This is a genomic window from Streptomyces sp. 184, assembly GCF_045781775.1.
Classification (GTDB): Bacteria; Actinomycetota; Actinomycetes; order Streptomycetales; family Streptomycetaceae; genus Streptomyces.
In genome coordinates, this window is record NZ_CP123230.1 from 547,765 (window position 1) to 566,480 (window position 18,716).

An 18,716-nucleotide genomic window follows, 5' to 3' on the forward strand; every position below is an offset into this window, starting at 1 on the left:
GCATGATTGACACATCCGAGAGACAGGACGTCGTCGTATGAGCGTGGAGCTCCTCGAGCGGGCCGAAGCGCGCCGCAGGGCTGCCTTGGTTGGACTCGATGTTGAGGAACAGGCGCAGCGCGGCCAGTACTTCACGCCGCACTTCGCGGCTCAGATCATTGCCGGGCTGCCGCGTGTCGTCGAGCTCGAGAGCATCAGAGTGCTCGACCCCGGGGCCGGCAGCGGGATCTTGTCAGCAGCTCTTGTCGACCGGCTCCGCGTTGAGCGCCCTGGCCTGTCCGCCCACATCGTCGCTGTAGAGAACGACGCCGTCCTCCACGCTGCACTGGTGGAGACTCTGGGCGACCTCGAGACGGTCCAAGGCGTCACCACGGAGCTCGTCGATGCAGACTTCCTGGCCTGGGCGCTAACGACCAACCAGCGCTTCGACCTGGTCATCCAGAACCCGCCCTACGCGAAGCTCCGCACCGGGAGCGAGTCCCAGAACCTTCTGCGCAGCGCGAAGATCATCGTGCCGAACATCTACGCGGCATTCCTTGGCCTCGGCTTGCGGCTGCTCGTCGATGGTGGCCAGCAAGTCGCCATCACCCCGCGCTCCTGGATGAACGGCCCCTACTACGCGGCGTTCCGCCGGAGCTTCGTGGGCGCGGCAGGCATCGACGCGATCCATAGCTTCGAGAGCCGTTCAAAGGTCTTCGGGGATACCGGCGTGCTCCAGGAGTCCATCGTGGTCTCGGCGACACGCGGCCGCACCCCGGACAACGTCGTCGTCCATACCTCGCACGATCACAACAGCACGCCGTCCTCTCGTATGGTCGCCTACGGGGACGTCGTGACCCCCGACTTCATTCATGTTCCTGCGACCGAGGGCGACGCGCAGGCCGTCGCGTGGATGAACACCCACGCCCGCCACACGTTGGCCGATCTCGGGCTGACGGTCTCGACCGGCCGGGTCGTCGACTTCCGCTCCCGCGAGATGCTGCGCCACGAGCACATCCGCGGTGCAGTGCCCATGGTCAATGCCACGCACATCCGTGGTGGGGTCACGCAGCACCCCGTCGGTGCGAAGAAGCCGGAGTGGTTCCACGCCGAGCCAGCAGACGCGGCCAAGCTGCTAGTGCCTGGCGGCGACTATGTGCTGATCAAGCGCTTCTCTGCCAAGGAAGAGCGCCGGCGCGTCGTTAGCGCCGTCTGGCGGTCGGAGGGCGAGGTCGCCTTCGACAACAAGCTCAACTACGTCCACCAAGACGGCCACGGCCTGGAAGCTGAAGTCGCCGATGGTCTGTCGGTCTTCCTGAACTCGACTCAACTCGACAGCTACTTCCGCGTTTTCTCCGGCCACACGCAGGTGAATGCGACCGATCTGCGGCAGATGCGTTTCCCCTCGCTCGACCAGCTGCGGCAGCTGTCGGCGGTAACCTCGCGCGACCAGCTGGAGATCGACGCTGCGGTGGAAGCTGTCCTCGCGCCGACGGAGGTAAAGGCATGACACGGCTCGACGAGGCCAAGAAGATCCTCAAGGCCTTCGGCTTTGACATGGGACGCTCAAACGACCGCAGCGGACGCACACTGCTGGCCCTTGCTCAGCTGAAGGAAGACTCCTCGTGGGCCGATGCAACGAACGAGATGCTCGGTGTCCGCGCGATTCTCGACTGGATTCGTGACCAGCTCGGGCACGAGATCGCCGAGAACACGCGGGAGGCCTACCGGCGACAGACGCTGCACCAGTTCCGTGACGCCGGGTTTGTCATCTACAACGATGACGCCCCCGGCCGGCCGACGAACTCAAGCGCCAACAACTACCGCCTCAACCCCAAGGCGCTCGAGGTCATCAGGCTCCACGGCACGCCTGCGTTCGCCGACGCGCTCCAGGAGTATCTCGCCGCGGCTCCCGGTCTGCTGTCGAAGTATCAGGCCGCACGGACCCTGACCCGCATCCCCGTGACGCTCCCCGGCGGAATGGAACTCTCGCTCGGAGGCGGTGGGCAGAACGTTCTGATCAAGCAGATGATCGACGACTTCTGCGGGTATTTCGTGCCCGGCGGCGAAGTGCTCTACATCGGTGACGCCGACGAGAAGCTCATGCACTTCGACGAGCAGAAGCTCGCTTCGCTTGGAGTCTCGGTCGACACGCATGGCAAGTTGCCTGACCTCGTTGTCTACCAGGAGGATGAGAACTGGCTTTTCCTGATGGAGGCCGCCTCGACGCATGGACCTGTCGATGCCAAGCGTCGTGGTGAACTCCAGGCGCTGTTCGCCGGATCGACGGCCGGCCTGGTCTACGTGTCCTGTTTCCCTGATCGGCCGACGATGCGCAAGTTCCTCGCCGATCTTGCGTGGGAGACCGAAGCGTGGTGCGCGTCGGACCCAACGCACATGATCCACCTCAACGGCGAGCGCTTCCTCGGACCGTACGCCTAGGCGGAGGTCGCGTCTTCAGGCATCTTCTAACGACACTGAGCCCCCGTTGTCCCGTCGATCACAGGGCCACAGTGCTTATGGACTACGCGAGCGACCCACGGCACAAGTAACGGCGACATGGTGGAATTCCGGCATGGAGGGGCGACTAGCTCGGGTAAAAAGTCGTCCCCGCGGGAGAGAACGATGACAAACGATCCTCTGAACCTCGACGAGGCCGGTGAGTGGGCCGACCGGTGGTGGCTGCCCGATGCCCCTGACGAGCAGGTCCCGGGAGTGCTCCGGTACGCCCCCGAGGGGGGCCTCTCGCTCTCGTTGATCGGCGCTTTCGCAGATCGCATCACCTCGAACCCTGCTCTTGGGGTGACCGCGTACCACGAGGGCACCAGGATGTGGGATGTCATCCATGGCGCTGCCGAGCAGCGCGAGATCACCCTCATTGGCTGCGTCCCCAAGGGCGGGAAGCGGACCCTGTTCGCGCGAGTGAAGAGCCCGGACAAGCAGATCGTGGCGGCGATGACCGCGATCATCGGCGCGCATGTCAGCGGCGAGGAGGACGCTGCATTCTCCGCGGCCGAGGTCTCGGTCGAGGACCTCGGGCTCTGGGCGTCGTCGTTCGTTTTCAGAGGCTTCCTCGGCGCTCCAGACGGCAAGATCGACGGGACCGGGAGCATCTCCGTGGAGCCGGTCGAGGCGCAGTCGGTCGTCGTTGATGAGACCGAGTTCCGCCTTGAGCACCGCCATACTCTGCCGTTCTTCGACGAGCGCAAGGGCGGGACCGTGGGGCGTACGCGAGACGCGACGTTCGTGCGAGCTGTCTCGGCAGCTCCGTTCTCCGTGCGTGCAGCGTGGGCGACGGCGAGCCTCGTACAGGACTTGATCGCCCTCGCGACGAACCGTGCAGCCGGCGTGATCTGGCTGCGGCTGCAAGTGACCGGGACGAACGGTCGCCTCGCGCCGCGTCACCACGCGGACGTGCTCTACTCACCCGCCGCACTCGGCCAACATGATGACAAGGCCGCCGACCCCAACCGCGTTCTTCACCTGTGCGTCGCTCCCGTTCGAGGAGGTCGTGCCCCGCTGGTGCGAGGCGCACGGCCGGCTGAAGGCGGCGACCAACATGATCCTGGGCCTGCGCTACGCGCCGGCCAGCTTCGTCGAGAACAAACTCCTGACGGCGGTGGGCGCTGCCGAGGTGCTGCACCGCGGCCTGCGCATCGATGAGAAGCCGTTTCTTAAAGCGGAATTCAAGGAAATGCGCGAGGCGATGCTAGCGCAGGTGCCAGAAGAGCATCGCGACCGGTTCCGGGGTGCGATCCGTAACGATCCGACGCTCCGGGACCGGCTCCACGCGCTCGCCGAGCGCCCTGATCACGAAGCGATGGCGCTCCTCATGCCGGACATTGGCCATTGGGCTACGAGAACGACGCGGGCGCGCAACGACCTCGCGCACGAGGGCAGGACGCCGAACCACTCGTTCGCGGAACTGATCGCCGTCGTCAGGGTGACCACGGCGGTCGTGATCCTCAATGTGCTGCACGAGCTCAGGCTGCCGGCCGAGCGGCAGCGACAGATCGTGCAGGAACACCCAGAGCTGAGGGCGACGTCACGGGCTGCGCGCGAGTGGCTGGCAGCCCCGCAGGCCGACTCCTGAGTGGCCTCCCTTCTGGGGACGTGCGTCCGGTACCGCTCAGGTCTCTGCACCCTTGAAGCAGTCGCCCCGCCTGGACTCCGCCTGCGCCTCGCCCCAGTCCTCGGGGTGGGAAGTGGACAGCAGGTATGCGGACCGTAGCTCAGCGCTCCAGTTGTCCCCTCTGGAGCAGCGGGATCAGCCCTGGGGCCGGTGCCACCAGCGCCAACGGCTGTCGACGTCGATCCGTGCCACCCAGGAGAACTGTCCGATCCCTTCCAGGAACTCCGTGCCATGGCGGGAAGTGTCTCTGCCCAGAAGGATGAGTAGTTCTCACGACTCGCCGTGGCCTTCTTGATCGTCCTGCGCCTCCTCCACGACGCGTACCGAGAGCCCTCGGGCTCAGACGATCTCGACTGTCAGGTCGCTCAATAGCCCGGCCGAGCCGCTCATCGCGGGCAGCGTCGGCTGCCGCCCGGTCGTAGCGCATGGCTCCGGCAAGAGGATCACGGTCGACAGGGGCGAGAATCAGAGGCGCCGGAGGGCACCGCGGCGACCTGCGATTTGCAGTCATAACGTCACGCCGCCCTTTGCTGACATGTCAGCAAAGGGGCAAGGTCGAGCAGGATCGAGCTGGGCTCAGGGGGATGCAGAAGGGTGCAATGTCCGGGCTCCCGCACATATCCGCAGCTCAGCGAGGTAACTATTTCGGGTTCGAGTCCCGTTGGGGGCACGCGCACGACCCTCTTGACCTGCGTAACGCAGTCGGGAGGGTCTTTTGCTGCGTGCTGCCTGTGGTCCGCCGGGTTCCGGCCGCGTGCCGCCGCGCCCGGGAGGACCCGGGCGCGGCCGGCGGGTCACCGCGGCGTGAGGTCCATGCGGATGTCCTCGGCGGCCCAGAGGACGAAGCGTTCGATGGGCGTGACCGTCTGACCGGGCGCCAGCCCGAAGCGGAACCGCTTGAGCAGCACCGCCAGGACGAGCTTCGCCTCGACCATCGCGAGCGTGGCGCCCTCGCAGCTCCGTGGGCCGATGCCGAACGGGATGTAGGCGAGCCGGTGCCGCCCGGCGGCGGCCTCCGGCGTGAACCGCTCCGGGTCGAACGTCTCCGGGTCCGGCCAGTGCTCCGGGTTCATGTGCACGGCCCAGAACGGATAGAAGATCACCGTGCCCGCGGGCACGGTGACGTCGCCGAGTCGCAGTTCCTCGGTGGCCTCGCGGGCGCCGTACGGGCCCGGCGGGTACAGCCGCATCGCCTCCCGCAGCACCATGTCCAGGTACGTGAGCTGCCTGAGGTCGCCGTAGTCGGGCGCGGCGCGGTCGCCGAGCACCCGGTCCAGCTCCGCGGCGGCGCGGTCGGCCGCCTCCGGGTGCCGGGACAGCAGGTAGAGCGCCCAGGAGATGGCGACTCCGGTGGTGTGGTGGCCGGCCATCATGGTCATCAGCACCGTGTCGCGTATCCGCGCCGGCTCCTCGCCCGCCGTGACCAGGGCGGCGATCATGTCGCTCTGGTCGGCCCGCTCGGCGGTGCCGCGCTCCCGGTGCTCGGCGAGCACCCGGTCGACGGTGCCGCGCAGGTAGGTCAGGGCCTCCTCGGAGCGGGCGCGGCGCTCCGCCTCCGGCACCCCGACGTCGACCTGGTAGAGCTGCGCCAGATAGTCCGTGAGCAGGTCCTCGAACGCCGACACGACCCGCTCGGCGGACTCCTCGGACTCCAGCCCGCTGCCCAACGCGAACTCGCAGATCATCTGGAGCGACAGCTTGCTCAGGTCCTTCTGGAGCTGGACGGGGCCGTCCCCCGCGTGCTCCGCCCACCTGTCCGCCATCGCGGCCGTCAGCGCCGTGAACTCCGCGAAGTGCGCCTCGTGCGCGGGCCGTCCGGCCAGCACCGACAGCATCACGCGGCGCCACGGCACGTGTTCGCCGACCGGGAGCGTCTGCACGTTGCCCGACTCCTGGAGGGGCTCCAGGAACGCGAACAGCTTCTCCGGCCGCTTGTTGATCTCCGCGGTGGCCTCCAGCAGCACCGGGTCGGCGACCGACACGGCCACGTCCGCGCCCGGCAGCGGGAACCGCACCAGCGGGCCGTACTCGGTGTGCAGCTTCAGTTGGTAGTTGTGCAGCCCTCCCGCCGCCACGATCGCCTTGACGCCGTCGCCCTCCGCGGGCGGGCCGGGAATCCGGTCGATGCCGTCGTCCGGCATGGCACTCCTTCCGTGCGTCCGTCGAGTCACGTTCCGGCAGCGCCCGCCACTGATCCCGGCCAGGGCCGGGCGGCTCGGTCGGCCGGTCGGTAGGCTCGCATGCTTCCACGTATTCGGTAACACGGCAGGAGGCTTCGATGACGAAGCCGTCAGGGCAGGGGAGAGAACACGCGACGGTGGATTCACTCGACCTCTGGAAACCGAAAGTCCCGCGGATCTACGACTACTTCCTCGGCGGCAAGGACAACTTCGCCCACGACCGGGAGGTCATGGAGGAGGTCCGGCGGCACGTCCCGGACGCGCCCCTGATGGCGCGGGAGAACCGCGCGTTCCTGCGGCGCGCCGTACGGGACCTGGCCGCATCCGGCATCCGGCAGTTCGTGGACATCGGCGCCGGCATGCCGGTCGAGGCCGGCGCCCACCAGAACGTGCACGAGATCGCCCAGCACACCGCCCCCGACGCGCGCGTGGCGTACGTGGACATCGACCCGGTCGTGGCCAGCCACGGGCGGGCGCTGCTCGGCAAGTCGCCCGGGGTGGCCGTCATCCAGGGCGACGCCCGGTACCCCGAGGACATCCTGGCCGACCCCGAACTGCGCGGCGTCATCGACCTGGACGAGCCGGTCGCCGTGATCATGCTGGCCATGCTGCACTTCATCGGCGACGAGGACGACCCGCAGGGGATCGTGGCCCGGTTACGCGCCGCCATGGCGCCCGGCAGCCACGTGGTCATCTCGCACTCGACCTCCGAGTTCGACACCGACGGCCGGGTCCAGAAGGCCGCCGACGTCTACCGCAAGGCCAGCTCCCCCCTCACCCTGCGCGACCGCGCGGGGATCCTGTCGCTCTTCGACGGCTTCGACCTGCTCGACCCGGGCCTGACCACCCTGTCGCTGTGGCGCCCGGAGCCGACCACCGGCTCGGTGTGGCGCTCCGGGCCGGGTACGGCCGCCCCGCCCGGCGCCGAACGGCAGTGGATCTACGCGGGCGTCGGCCGCAAGACGGACTGACGGGACTGGGGGCCGCCCGCGCGGCCGACTACTGTGGCGAAGGTCGAGAGGAGCGCAGCGTGACACCGGACGGGTTCCGCTTCGAGGAGATAGACGTCACCAGACCGCATCCCGCGCGGATCTACGACTACCTGCTGGGCGGCAAGGACAACTACGAGGTCGACCGCGTGGCCGGCGAGCAACTCGTCGCCGCCGCCCCCGAAGCGCGGATCGGCCTGCGCGCGAACCGCGCCTTCCTCCAGCGCGCCGTCCGCCACGTCGTCGGCGCCGGCGTCCGCCAGCTTCTCGACATCGGTACGGGCCTGCCCACCTCCCCGAACGTGCACGAGACGGCCCACGAGACCGCACCCGACACGCGCGTCGTCTACGTCGACAACGACCCGATCGTCCGCGCCCACGCCGACGCGCTGCTCAGCGGCTCCGGCTCGACCAGCATCGTGCTCGCCGACGTGCGCGACGTGCAGACGATCCTGGACCACCCCGACGTCCGCCGGGTCCTCGACTTCGACGAGCCGGTCGCCGTGTTCCTCGTGGCCGTACTGCACTTCCTCACCGACGCGGACGAGCCCGGACGGGTCGTCGCCACCCTGCGCGACGCGTTCCCGTCCGGCAGCTACCTGGTGCTCTCGCACGCCACCGGCGACTTCGCCGACCGTACGGACGCCCAGGCCGTCTACCGCAAGGCCACCGCGGGCCTGAACCTGCGCCCGTACGCGGAGATCGAGCCGTTCTTCGACGGCTTCGACCTGGCCGAACCCGGGCTGGTGCAGGTCCCGTTCTGGCGCCCGGACACGCCGCCGCCGGCGCGGTACGGCGAGATCGGCATCTACGCGGGCGTGGGCCGCAAGCCCTGAGGAGCACGCGCCCGGCCGACCGCCGGCCGGTCCCGCGGCAATGTCAGAGCCCTGCCCTACGGTGGCCGGATGCACGCACCCGCACCCCGTATCGACCGGCCGGCGGATCTCGACGCCGTCCGGGAGTCCTACGACCAAGTGGCCGACAACTACGTCCACCTGCTCCAGACCACAGGCATGGGCGACATCCGCCGCTACCCCTGGCTCAAGGCGTCGATGGACGCCTTCGCCGACACCGTGGGCGACTCCGGCCCCGTCCTCGACGTCGGCTGCGGACCGGGCCAGGTGACGGCGTACCTCGCAGAACGCGGCCTCGACGTCTCCGGCGTGGACCTCTCACCCGCCATGATCGACAACGCCCGCCGCCTGCACCCGCAGTGCCGCTACCGCGTCTCCTCGGCGACCGACCTCGAACTCGACGACGCCTCCCTGGCCGGCGTGCTCGGCTGGTGGTCGCTGTTCAACCTCCCGCGCGACGTCCTGCCCCAGGTGCTGGCCCTGTTCGCCCGCGCGCTGAAGCCGGGCGGACACTTCCTCCTCGGGACGCACGTGGGGGACGAGGACGTGGTACGGACGGAGGCGTACGGACGCACGGGCGTGCGCTGGACGACGCACAAGTGGCGCCCGGAGCAGCTCGTGACCCTGATCGAAGGAGCGGGCCTTTGCCCGGTCGCCGAACTGCGCCTGCCTGCCGACGGCCAGACGGCACCGGGCGTGGTGGTCATGGCGCGCAAACCGACCGCCTGAGGCGGGGGCGGTACGCGAACTGGTCGACGGCACGAAAGGCTATTACTCAGGCCCCCCGCGGCGCGGATTTCGGGGTGCCGCATTCGGTGGCCCGCGGAGGAGTTCCGCAAGGGCAGAAGGCGTTATTCCGGACGGCTTTCACGGGCCACCTTCCGACCACGCAGGCCCGGTCAGGTCCGCGGTGTTACCCGTACCTGCGGCGCCTCGCGGCCAGATGCGCGCCGAACAGCGCGATGCCCACTGCGCCCACGCCGATTCCCGTGTACGCGATGATCCGGTCCCGGTTCTCGCGGGACCTCATCTCCTCGTAGTCCAGCGCTTCGCTGGAATCGCCGCCGATGATCCGCGTGCACTCCTGGCCCGGTCTCATCGTCTGGCCGCCGCAGTCGACCACGTCGCCGTTCGTCATCGCCGCGGCGTTGTTGACCACCAGGACCAGGCCGACGATGAGCAGCCCGCCCGCCAGCAGCTTCATCCATGGACGCGTCAGCATCCCGCCAACCTAGCGCCGCGCTGCCCCGCCCCCGACCGCACCCGGGAGCGGGGCGGTCCGTGTCAGCGGTCGCGGTAGGCGACCTGGACGGCCATCTCGCCCAGCCGCTCCCGCCAGCCCGGTGCCAGCGGGGCCTTCTCCAGGGACTTGTGCGCGGTCTCCACCAGCTCGTCGATCCGCTTCTCGACCTCCTCGCGCATCCCCGACGCCAGCAGCGCCTCGTGGAGGGCGGCCGCGTTCCAGTTCTGGCCGTCCGCGACCAGGCGCGCCACCTCCGCGTCCTTCGTCGCGGCGAGGGCCAGCAGCAGGTTCATCTTGTGCTCGCTGATGTCGAGGCCCGCCGGCTTGCCCGTGACCTCGGGGTCGCCGAAGGCGTCGAGGAGGTCGTCGCGGAGCTGGAACGCCTCGCCCGCCGCCACGCCGTACGTCTCGAACGCCGCGTGCAGGTCGTCGCGGCCCGCGATCGTCGCGCCCAGGGCCAGGGGGCGGTGGATCGTGTACTGGCCCGACTTGCAGACGGCGACGTAGCGGGCGAGGGCCGGGTCCGGGGCGAGTTCCGCGGCCAGGGCCATGTCGAGCTGCTGGCCGACGATCATTTCGGTGCCGAGGTGGTTCCACACCTTCCGCGCCGGACCCGACAGGGTCTCCGTGACGGTGTGGGCGTAGCCGAACGCCAGGTCGCCGGCGATGATCGCCACGCCCTCGCCGTAGCGGCGGGGCTCGCCGGCCCAGCCCTGCTCGGTGTGGATGCCGGCGTGCTTCATGTGGGCGGTCGGCCGGCCGCGGCGGGTGGGGGAGTTGTCCATCACGTCGTCGTGGATGAGGGCGAAGGCGTGCAGCAGTTCCAGCGCGGCGCCCGCCGAGGCGACCGCCTCCTCCGCGTCCGAGCCGTCGAGTTCGCCGCCGGCGGCGAGGTAGCCGCTGATGCAGAACGTGGGGCGCAGCCGCTTGCCGCCCGCCGCGACCAGATGCGCGATCGCGTCGATCGGCTGCGTCATCCGGTCGTCGACGTCGCCCCACTTCTTGCGCTCGGCCGCGAGCAGGTCCTCTATTCGGGCCGTGGCCCGGGTGAGGAGTCTGCTCGTCGCCTCACCCAGGCCGGCCGCCGGCGCGGCGTCTCCGGCGGCTTCTTCCCCCGCGGCCGCGTCGGCGACGTGCGCGTCGCCGGCGACCGTGTCCCCGGGGGTTCCGTCCTCGTCGGTCTTCGAGCGCTCCAGACCCGCCGGCGGGCGGAACACCACGTTTTCCTTCGCGGTCACGACCGAATCGACCTCCCCGTACCCGAGTTCCGCCAGACGTGCCACGACCTGCTCCACCAGCACCTCCGGCGCGCTGGCGCCGGAGCTGACCCCCACCGTCTGCACGCCCTCCAGCCAGGCCGGGTCGAGCAGTTCGACCGACGGCAGCAGCTTGCCGGGCGTACCGAGGGCTTCGGCCACTTCCACCATCCGCACCGAATTGCTGGAGTTGGCCGAGCCGATGACCAGGACGAAGTCGCTCTCCACCGCGATGGCCTTGATGGCGTTCTGGCGGTTCTGGCTGGCGTAGCAGATGTCCTCGCTGCCCGCGCCGACGATGCCGGGGAAGCGTTCGCGCAGGATGTCCACGATCTCCGACGTGTCGTCGACCGACAGCGTCGTCTGGGTGAGGAACGCGGCGTTGGTGCCTTCCGGGAGTTCGATCCGGCGGGCCTCGTCGGCGTCCTCGACGATCAGGGTACGGTCCGGCGCCTCGCCGTACGTGCCCTCGATCTCCTCGTGGTCCGCGTGCCCGATCAGCAGCAGCGTCCGCTCGTCCCGCGCGAACCGCCGCGCCTCCTGGTGCACCTTCGACACCAGCGGGCACGTCGCGTCGATCACGTTCAACTGCCGGCTCGCCGCGTTGGTGCGCACCTGCGGTGACACCCCGTGCGCCGAGAAGATGCACACCGCGCCCTCCGGGACCTCCGACTCGGAGTCCACGAAGACCGCACCACGCTCCTCCAGCTCACGCACCACGTGCTCGTTGTGCACGATCTGTTTGCGCACGTACACCGGCGCGCCGTGAATCTCCAGCGCACGCTCCACGATCTCGATAGCCCTGTCCACACCGGCGCAGAAGCCACGCGGTTCGGCCAGGAGGACCCTGCCTCGGGGAGTTGGCATGTTCGCCTCTCAATATCCTTCGTGCATCTTCGAGGTCGACGCGGATCGGTCCCGTCCGCCGCCGGGAATTTCCCGTGTTCCGGCTAAGCGGACAGCATCTGTCAGACGACTTGTGCGGCACTGAGGATTGAATTGGCGCCGACTTGGGTCTCCCGTCCGGGCGCGCGGCGGGTACATAATGCCAGCCATCGAACCGGCAGGTCGCCGCGGAATTCGCAGGTGGGCCCCGCCGCTTACGCCTGCCGCCAAGTCGGCGCCAAGCGACTGTACAGTCCCGCGCAAGTCGGCTCGCCAATACTCGGATGAGTGGAGCAACAGGCAGTGGCCACGGTCGGTGACACTCCTCGATGACCACCGATGATTCTGACCTGGCCCCCACATAGTCGCTCGTGATCGACAAGCGGAGGATTCCATGTCCGGGGCTAACGACGTCGAACGTGTCTATTCCGCCATGGAGGAAGCGGCCGGGTTGCTGGACGTGCCCGTCGCACGCGACAAGATCTGGCCGGTGCTGAGCGCGTACCAGGACGCGCTCGCGGACGCCGTCGTCGTCTTCTCCATGGCGGGCGGCCGCCGTGCGACGGAACTCGACTTCAGCATCTCGGTGCCCACGGACCACGGCGACCCGTTCACGACGGCGCTGGAGCGCGGCCTCACCGAGAAGACGGGTCACCCCGTCGACAATCTCCTCGCCGAGCTGCGCGACGGATTCCCGCTCGGTATGTACGCCATCGACGGCATGGTCACCACGGGGTTCAAGAAGACGTACGCGTCCTTCCCGACCAACGAGCCGCAGCCGCTGACCTCCCTGCTCGACGTCCCCTCGATGCCGGCGAGCGCGCGGGCGAACGCCGAACTCTTCGCCTCCTACGGCCTGGACAAGGTCCAGATGGTCTCGGTGGACTACCCGAAGCGGCAGGTGAACCTGTACTTCAGCGAGCTGGACGCCGACCACCTCCAGCCGGAGCGGGTCAAGTCGATGGCCCGCGAGATGGGGCTGCTGGAGCCGACCGAGATGGGGCTGGACTTCGCCGCCGGCTCGTTCGCGGTCTACCCGACGCTGGGCTACGACTCCGACGTCATCGACCGCATCACCTACGCCGTCATCAGCGCCGACCCGACGCTGGCCCCGACGAAGTCGGAGCCGGAGGTCTCGCAGCTCTCCCGGTACGCCACCTCCGCCCCGTACGCGTACGCCGGTGAGAGCCGCACCCTCGTCTACGGCGTCACGCTGACGCCCAAGGAGGAGTACTACAAGCTCGGGTCGTACTACCAGATCACGGACTACCAGCGGAAGCTGGTCAAGGCGTTCGAAGCCCTGGACTGAGACATAAGGACCGACCGGTAACCTCTGCTCTCGCCATCCCCCGCCGCCCCGGGAAGACCGTGGGCGGCGGGGTGTTCGGGTTCTGCCACCCACCGAGGAGAGAGATGACCAAGAAGTTCCACGCCGCCCTCGTCACCGCCGCCGCGGCCGCCGCCCTGCTGGCCGCCCCGGGCGCGTCCGCCCAGGCGCAGGCGGACGGCTACGACCGCTGTCCGGCCGACCACTACTGCCTCTTCTCCGGCCTGGACGGCACCGGGGAGATGGCCGCGATCCAGAGCGACACCCCGAACCTGGCCGCCATCGGCATGGACGACCGCGCCAAGTCGGACTGGAACCGCACGGGTTACCGCATCAACCTGTGGTCGGACGCCGACTACGCCGGCTGCATGGCCGTCACCAGCCCCGGCGGCAAGGGCAACTTCTTCTCCTCCTTCCGGGACTTCTTCAGCTCCGTGGAGATCAACAAGCCCAACGGGATGTCCTGCTGACGTCCGTACGCGCGGATCCGCCGCGCCGGGGACCCGTCCCGGCGCGGTCGCGCTAGCGTCACCGCATGGCGTTCTGGCGGCGTGACCGTAAGCGGAAGACACCGAGCGGCGGCACCGGGAGCATCTCGGTCAACGTGTTCGACCCCCGCACGCCGGGGCCGGTGGACCGGCCCGGGCTGCTGCTCGGTGAGCGGCGGCTGCCGCGGATCACGGTCTCCAGCTTCACCGACCGGCTGACCGCCCACGCCCGTACGCTCCATCCGCCCGGCACCGGCCCGGTGAGCGTGATCATGCAGCACCGCACGTTCGCCGAGGAGGACGGCGTGGTCTTCATGGGCTTCGCCGGCCGGCCCGGGATCGTCGTACGGATGACGCCCCAACTCCGCGCCGACCTGTACGACCTGGGCGAGGCGATCGCCGTCGACGGCGCGGTGCTGTACGTCGACGCGCACGAGGGGTTCCTGCGCATCTCGCTCGTGCTGCCGGAGATGGCGGTCGAGCTGGACGTCGGGCTGCTGCTCCGGGAGGGCAACGTCCAGGAGTTCCTGGCCTCCGCGTACGCGACCGAGACCGTCGAGCTGCACATCCAGCACACCACCCACGACCGGCTGCTGAACTACACCTGCGCGGCCCCCGGGCTCCGCGCGGTGCTCGACGAGGGCTTCGACCTCTACACGCAGCCGGCCCCGGCCGACCTGCGGGCGAGCCTGCTGGCGGTCAACGGCAGCCTGAACCCGGCGGTGCGCGTGCCGCTGCGGGTCACGGGGAACGCCGACCTCGCCATGGCGCACAACGTGGAGGTCTGACCGCGCCGCCGGCTCACTTCGGCCCGTAGCGGATGACGTGCGTGGGCAGGACGGTGCGCCGCGGGGGCCAGGTGGCGGCGGGGCCGCCGTTGATCCGCTCGATGAGGAGCCGCGCGGCCTGCCGGCCCATCTCGTCGGCGTCGTACGACACGATGGTCAGCGGCATGCCGAGGACGTCGGCGAGGTCGAAGTCGTCGAACCCGGCGAGCGCGACGGACAGGTCGAGGGCGCGGACGGCGCGGATGGCGCCCTGGGTGAGGCGGTTGTTGGTGCAGAACAGCGCCGTGGGGGCGGCCGGGGCACGGGCGGTGTCGGGGCCCGGCCCGCCGGAGCCGCCCGGCGCCAGCAGGCCCCGTGCCGCCCGCTCCGCCGTCGCCACGTCCGTCAGCCCGCGCCGCACGAGCCGGTCGTCGGGCTCCAGACCGGCCGCCTCGTGGGCGGCGCGGTAGCCGCGGTAGCGCTCGGCGCCGGTGTGGATGGACGGCGGGTTGCCGAGGAAGCCGATCCGGCGGTGGCCGGCGGCGAGGAGCCGCGCGGTGGCGTCGCGGGCGCCGCCGAAGTCGTCGACGAGGACGCAGTCCGCCTCCATACCCGACGGCGGCCGGGAGGCCAGCACCACCGGCATGTCGCGCAGCGCCGCCGGTGTGAGGTGGCTGTGGCTGCCGCCCGCCGGTACCACGATCATGCCCGCGACCTGCCGCGACGCCAGGTCCTCCACCAGCCCGCGCTCGCGGTCCAGTTGCTCGCCGGTGTTGCTGAGCAGCATGCTCAGCCCGTGCTGCGAGGCGACTTCCTGGACGCCGAGCGCGAGCCGCGAGTAGAAGGGGTTGGCGAGGTTGGTGACGATCAGCCCGATCATGCCGCTGCCGCCGAGGCGCAGGCTGCGCGCGGTCGCGTTGAGCCGGTAGCCGAGGGCGTCGACGGCGTCCAGGACGCGCCGACGGGTGGTGTCGCTGACGCGGGTGTCGTCCTTCAGCACGCGCGAGACGGTCATGGTGCTCACCCCGGCACGGTTGGCGACATCGCGCATCGTCGGCGCCCCGGCGTCGCCCGGTCGCTGCTGGGACATGCCCCCTCGCTCCCTCCGCCCCGCTCCTCCACCCCGGCGTCCGGGTGCGCGGGCCCTGGGAGCCGCGAATGCGGCCAATTCTAGGTTCGGTCCCGGCGGGTACGGACACCGCACGGTCGGCCGGGACACGCCGTCCGATCGGGTGAGCGGGAGGTGAACACTTCATGTCGGGTCCCTTTGATGCTGTTTTTCCCTCGTCCCGCACACCCCGCCTCTGATGGGGTGCAGTGCATGTCGAATATCCGCCCCATCGAACGCCTGGGACGCCGCTTCGAGCGCGCAGTCCGCAAGTCCGGTACCGCCAACGGCAAGAACCGCCACGCCGGCGGCATCGACGCGCTCGGCGCGCGCGTCGACGCGATGGAGAAGGAACTCCGGGAGGCCCGCGTCGCCCGCTACACACTGGAGCTGCTCTTCGGCGAGCAGGACGGGCGCAAGCTGCGGATGCCGACGAAGGGGTCGATCGACACCCTGGTCGAGCAGGTCGAGGCCGCGACGGGGGAGCGGGACGCCCGCGCGCACGTCGTGGCCGCGTTCCGCACGCTGGTCGAGGTGGAGCTGCGCGGCGTCGGCCGGATCGCGGGCGGCACGCCGAACATCCTCGGCAAGCTCACCGTCCCGCTGCTGCTCGGCCCGCCGAACGACGACGTGCTGGAGATCGGCACGCTCTTCGGCATGTTCTCCTCCGCGCTCACCCGGCAGTTCGCGCGCGCCGGGCGGCGGTGTTCGCTGACGATCGTGGACCCGCTGGCCGACGTGCAGCTCCAGCCGGGCACGGCCAATACCGCGGACCCCTCGGGCACGCCCGTCAGCGAGGCCGTGGTGCGGGCGAACCTGGAGCTGGCCGGCGTGCCGGCCGAACGGATCCGGCTGCACCGCGGGTTCTCCGGCGACCCCGGCATCCGCCGCGCCGTGTCCGACCGCCCGTACGGGACGGTGATCGTGGACGGCGACCACTCCGCGGAGGGGGTGCGCGCGGACCTGGAGTGGGTCGAGGAGATCGTCGCGCCGGGCGGTCTGGTGGTCGTGGACGACTACGGGGACCGCACGTGGCCGGGGGTCAAGGAGGCGGCGGACGCGTACCTCGCCGGGGACACCGCGTTCGAGCTGGTGGGGGTGGCCTCGACGAGCGCCTTCCTGCGGAGGCGATAGTGAGGGGGTGAATCGCGTACGAGCACGCCGGGCCCTCGCGCTCCTCGCCGGTGCCGCCGCCGTGGCCGCGGTCCTGTTCCTCGCCCCGTGGCGGGACGGGGGCGGGGGCGGGGACGGAGGAGGCGGAGGCGGGGGCAGAAGCGGGGCGCGGGCTCCGGAACCGCCCCCGGTGGGCGCCGGGCTCGACTACCAGATCGGCGGCGCGTACGACCCGCCCCCCGGCGTCGGCGTCGTCGTCCGCGACCGCGGCGACGACCCCGCCCCCGGCGCGTACAACGTCTGCTACGTCAACGCCTTCCAGGTCCAGCCCGGCGCCGAGGACGAGTGGGACCCCGACCTGCTGCTGCGCGACGCGGCCGGCGAGGTCGTCTACGACGAGGACTGGGGCGAGGCCGTGCTCGACCTGCGCACCGCCGGCAAGCGCGAGCGCATCGCGGCGAAGGTCGGCCGCTGGATCGACGGCTGCGCCGCGAAGGGCTACCAGGCCGTCGAGCCCGACAACCTGGACACGTACACCCGCTTCCCCCGCCTGCTCACCGCCGCCCACGCCCGGTCCTACGCCGCACTCCTCGCCGACCGCGCGCACGGCCGGGGGCTGGCCGTCGCGCAGAAGAACACCGTGGAGCTGGCCCCCGACCGGGCCCGTACCGGGCTGGACTTCGCGGTCGCGGAGGAGTGCGGCGAGTACGACGAGTGCGGCGCCTACGCCGCGGCGTTCGACGACCGGGTGCTGGTCGTCGAGTACACGCCCGGCGGCCTCGCGGCGGCCTGCGGCGAGTGGGCCGACCGCCTCAGCGTCGTGCGCCGCGACCGCATGGTCGCCCCCGAGGGCGCGGCGGACTACGTCCGCGAGACCTGCTGAGCGACGGCCGGCTCCGGCGCCTTCTCCGCGCGCCCGCCCGCCGGCTCCGGCTCCGGCCGGGGCGTGCTGAGCAGCGACGTCACGCACGCAGCGGCCAGCAGCACCGCCGCCCCCACCGTCAGCGCCGCGGTGTACCCGTGCACCGTGGCCGCCGTCGCCGTGGTGCCGCGCGCGGAGGCGAGGTGGGCGGCGGCGGCGCTCGCGGCGAGGGTGTTGAGCAGCGCCGTGCCCAGCGCGGCGCCCAACTGCTGCGAGGCGTTGTACGCCGCCGAGGCCGCGCCGATCTCGTGCGGGCGCATCTGCGCGGTGGCCAGCGCCGCCGTCGGCGGCATGACGCAGCCCAGGCCCAGCCCGGTGAGCACCAGCGCCGGTACGAGGTACGCCCCCAGCACGGCCGAGCTGTCCGCCGTCAGCCGGGTCAGGATCAGCATCCCGGCCGCCGCGGCGACCAGCCCCGGCACGATCAGCGCCGCCGGCGCGACCCGCCCGTGCAGCCGCCCGGCGATGAGCATGGAGCCGACGAGCGCGGCGGCGGCGTTGACGACGAGCGCCAGCCCGGACTCCACGGGTGAGTAGCCGAGGACCGTCTGCGTGTAGTAGCTCATGAACAGGTAGAAGCCGAACATCGCGACGAACATCAGCGTGATCGCCGCGAACGCCCCGCCCCGCGCCCGGTGCAGCAGCACCCGCATCGGCAGCAGCGGGTGCGGCGCCCGCAGCTCCACGGCGACGAACGCCGCCAGCAGCACCGCGCCGCCGCCGAGCAGCGCGAGCACCTTCGGGTCGCCCCAGCCGTGCGGCTCGGCCTCGCTGAAGGCGTAGACGACGGCGGCGAAGCCGGCGGTGCTGAGCAGCGCGCCGGGCACGTCGAGCCGGCCCGCGGTGCGCAGCGGCGGGGCGTGCGGCACGAACGCGGTGCCGAGGGCGGCGAGGAGCGCGACGGGCACGTTGACGTACAGGCACCAGCGCCAGCCCGCGTACTGCGTCAGCAGCCCGCCCGCGATCAGCCCGACCGCCGCGCCCGCCGCGCCGACCGCGGCGAACACCCCGAAGGCGCGCCCGCGTTCGCGCGTCTCGGTGTACGTCGTCGTCAGCAGCGACAGCCCGGCGGGCGCGAGGAGCGCGGCGAACACGCCCTGGAGCGCGCGGGCGCCGAAGAGCATCTCCGGCCCGGTCGCGGCCCCGCCGAGGGCGGAGGCGGCGGCGAAGCCGACGAGGCCGACGGCGAAGGCGCGGCGGTGGCCGAGGAGCCCGCTGGCCCGGCCGCCGATGAGCAGCAGCCCGCCGAAGGCGAGCGCGTACGCGGTGATCGCCCACTGGCGGTTCGCGTCGGTCATGCCGAGCGCCTGCTGCGCGGACGGCAGGGCGATGTTCACGATCGTGCTGTCCAGCACGACGAGCAACTGGGCCGTGCTGACGGCCAGCAGGGTCCACCAGCGGCGCCGGCCCCCGGCGCGTGCGTGCGTCTCATCCGGCACGGGATCATCCTTCTCTAACGACGTATGGGGATCC

17 protein-coding genes are annotated in these 18,716 nt (G+C 70.7%); 12 read left to right on the forward strand and 5 right to left on the reverse strand.

The genetic code is table 11. The features are described 5' to 3' along the window. Positions 1–37: 37 nt before the first annotated feature. From QBL21_RS02330 to QBL21_RS02345, 4 genes are all read left to right on the forward strand, one after another. The gene (locus QBL21_RS02330) at positions 38–1,489 is read left to right on the forward strand and encodes an Eco57I restriction-modification methylase domain-containing protein (RefSeq protein ID WP_407560275.1); all 1,452 of its coding nucleotides are present in this window, start codon (positions 38–40) and stop codon (positions 1,487–1,489) included. Beyond that, positions 1,486–2,421: a BsuBI/PstI family type II restriction endonuclease gene (locus QBL21_RS02335; RefSeq protein ID WP_407560276.1), complete on the forward strand. Its 936-nt coding sequence runs from the start codon at positions 1,486–1,488 to the stop codon at positions 2,419–2,421. The genes QBL21_RS02330 and QBL21_RS02335 overlap by 4 nt, the downstream gene beginning before the upstream one ends. A gap of 183 nt (positions 2,422–2,604) precedes the next feature. Further along, positions 2,605–3,642 carry a hypothetical protein gene (locus QBL21_RS02340; RefSeq protein WP_407560277.1) on the forward strand — a complete coding sequence of 346 codons (1,038 nt, stop codon included), beginning with the start codon at positions 2,605–2,607 and terminating at the stop codon, positions 3,640–3,642. Then, positions 3,539–4,072 (forward strand): HEPN domain-containing protein, encoded by a 534-nt coding sequence (locus QBL21_RS02345; protein WP_407560278.1) that lies wholly within the window; start codon positions 3,539–3,541, stop codon positions 4,070–4,072. Before QBL21_RS02340 ends, QBL21_RS02345 begins: the two co-directional genes overlap by 104 nt. An 833-nt stretch (positions 4,073–4,905) precedes the next feature. Here QBL21_RS02345 and QBL21_RS02350 read toward each other — a convergent pair. After that, entirely contained in the window at positions 4,906–6,252 is a 1,347-nt protein-coding gene (locus tag QBL21_RS02350; protein ID WP_407560279.1) for a cytochrome P450, read from the reverse strand. A gap of 137 nt (positions 6,253–6,389) precedes the next feature. Here QBL21_RS02350 and QBL21_RS02355 point away from each other — a divergent pair, with 137 nt between their 5' ends. From QBL21_RS02355 to QBL21_RS02365, 3 genes are all read left to right on the forward strand, one after another. After that, a complete protein-coding gene (locus QBL21_RS02355; protein ID WP_407560280.1) occupies positions 6,390–7,262 on the forward strand; it encodes an SAM-dependent methyltransferase in 873 nt (290 codons plus the stop codon). 59 nt (positions 7,263–7,321) lie between these two features. Then, positions 7,322–8,116 (forward strand): SAM-dependent methyltransferase, encoded by a 795-nt coding sequence (locus tag QBL21_RS02360; protein WP_407560281.1) that lies wholly within the window; start codon positions 7,322–7,324, stop codon positions 8,114–8,116. A 69-nt stretch (positions 8,117–8,185) separates the two neighbouring features. After that, on the forward strand, positions 8,186–8,863 hold the full coding sequence (locus QBL21_RS02365) for a class I SAM-dependent methyltransferase (RefSeq protein WP_407560282.1): 678 nt from the start codon (positions 8,186–8,188) through the stop codon (positions 8,861–8,863). A gap of 184 nt (positions 8,864–9,047) precedes the next feature. On the opposite strand, the gene QBL21_RS02370 is transcribed toward QBL21_RS02365, so the two are convergent. After that, positions 9,048–9,356, reverse strand: a complete 309-nt coding sequence (locus QBL21_RS02370; RefSeq protein ID WP_407560283.1) for a hypothetical protein — start codon at positions 9,354–9,356, stop codon at positions 9,048–9,050. Positions 9,357–9,418: 62 nt separating this feature from the next. Beyond that, positions 9,419–11,500 (reverse strand): 4-hydroxy-3-methylbut-2-enyl diphosphate reductase, encoded by a 2,082-nt coding sequence (locus QBL21_RS02375; protein WP_407560284.1) that lies wholly within the window; start codon positions 11,498–11,500, stop codon positions 9,419–9,421. 412 nt (positions 11,501–11,912) lie between these two features. On the opposite strand from QBL21_RS02375, the gene QBL21_RS02380 reads away from it, so the two are divergent. The 3 genes from QBL21_RS02380 to QBL21_RS02390 all read left to right on the forward strand — a co-directional run bounded on the left by QBL21_RS02380 (position 11,913) and on the right by QBL21_RS02390 (position 14,121). Further along, positions 11,913–12,827, forward strand: coding sequence for an aromatic prenyltransferase (locus QBL21_RS02380; RefSeq protein ID WP_407560285.1), 915 nt, complete (start codon positions 11,913–11,915; stop codon positions 12,825–12,827). A gap of 104 nt (positions 12,828–12,931) precedes the next feature. Next, on the forward strand, positions 12,932–13,315 hold the full coding sequence (locus tag QBL21_RS02385; RefSeq protein WP_407560286.1) for a peptidase inhibitor family I36 protein: 384 nt from the start codon (positions 12,932–12,934) through the stop codon (positions 13,313–13,315). A gap of 65 nt (positions 13,316–13,380) precedes the next feature. Beyond that, entirely contained in the window at positions 13,381–14,121 is a 741-nt protein-coding gene (locus tag QBL21_RS02390) for a hypothetical protein (RefSeq protein WP_407560287.1), read from the forward strand. A 13-nt stretch (positions 14,122–14,134) separates the two neighbouring features. Here QBL21_RS02390 and QBL21_RS02395 read toward each other — a convergent pair whose 3' ends face one another. Further along, the gene (locus QBL21_RS02395) at positions 14,135–15,190 is read right to left on the reverse strand and encodes a LacI family DNA-binding transcriptional regulator (RefSeq protein ID WP_407560288.1); all 1,056 of its coding nucleotides are present in this window, start codon (positions 15,188–15,190) and stop codon (positions 14,135–14,137) included. Positions 15,191–15,421: 231 nt separating this feature from the next. Between QBL21_RS02395 and QBL21_RS02400 the strand changes: the two genes are divergently transcribed. Together QBL21_RS02400 and QBL21_RS02405 are read left to right on the forward strand one after the other, a co-directional pair. Further along, positions 15,422–16,342 (forward strand): class I SAM-dependent methyltransferase, encoded by a 921-nt coding sequence (locus QBL21_RS02400; RefSeq protein ID WP_407560289.1) that lies wholly within the window; start codon positions 15,422–15,424, stop codon positions 16,340–16,342. Positions 16,343–16,349: 7 nt separating this feature from the next. Then, entirely contained in the window at positions 16,350–17,204 is an 855-nt protein-coding gene (locus QBL21_RS02405) for an endo alpha-1,4 polygalactosaminidase (RefSeq protein ID WP_407560290.1), read from the forward strand. Here the strand turns inward: QBL21_RS02405 and QBL21_RS02410 are convergent. Next, positions 17,183–18,682, reverse strand: a complete 1,500-nt coding sequence (locus tag QBL21_RS02410; protein ID WP_407560291.1) for an MFS transporter — start codon at positions 18,680–18,682, stop codon at positions 17,183–17,185. The genes QBL21_RS02405 and QBL21_RS02410 overlap by 22 nt on opposite strands. Between the last annotated feature and the right edge of the window lie 34 nt (positions 18,683–18,716).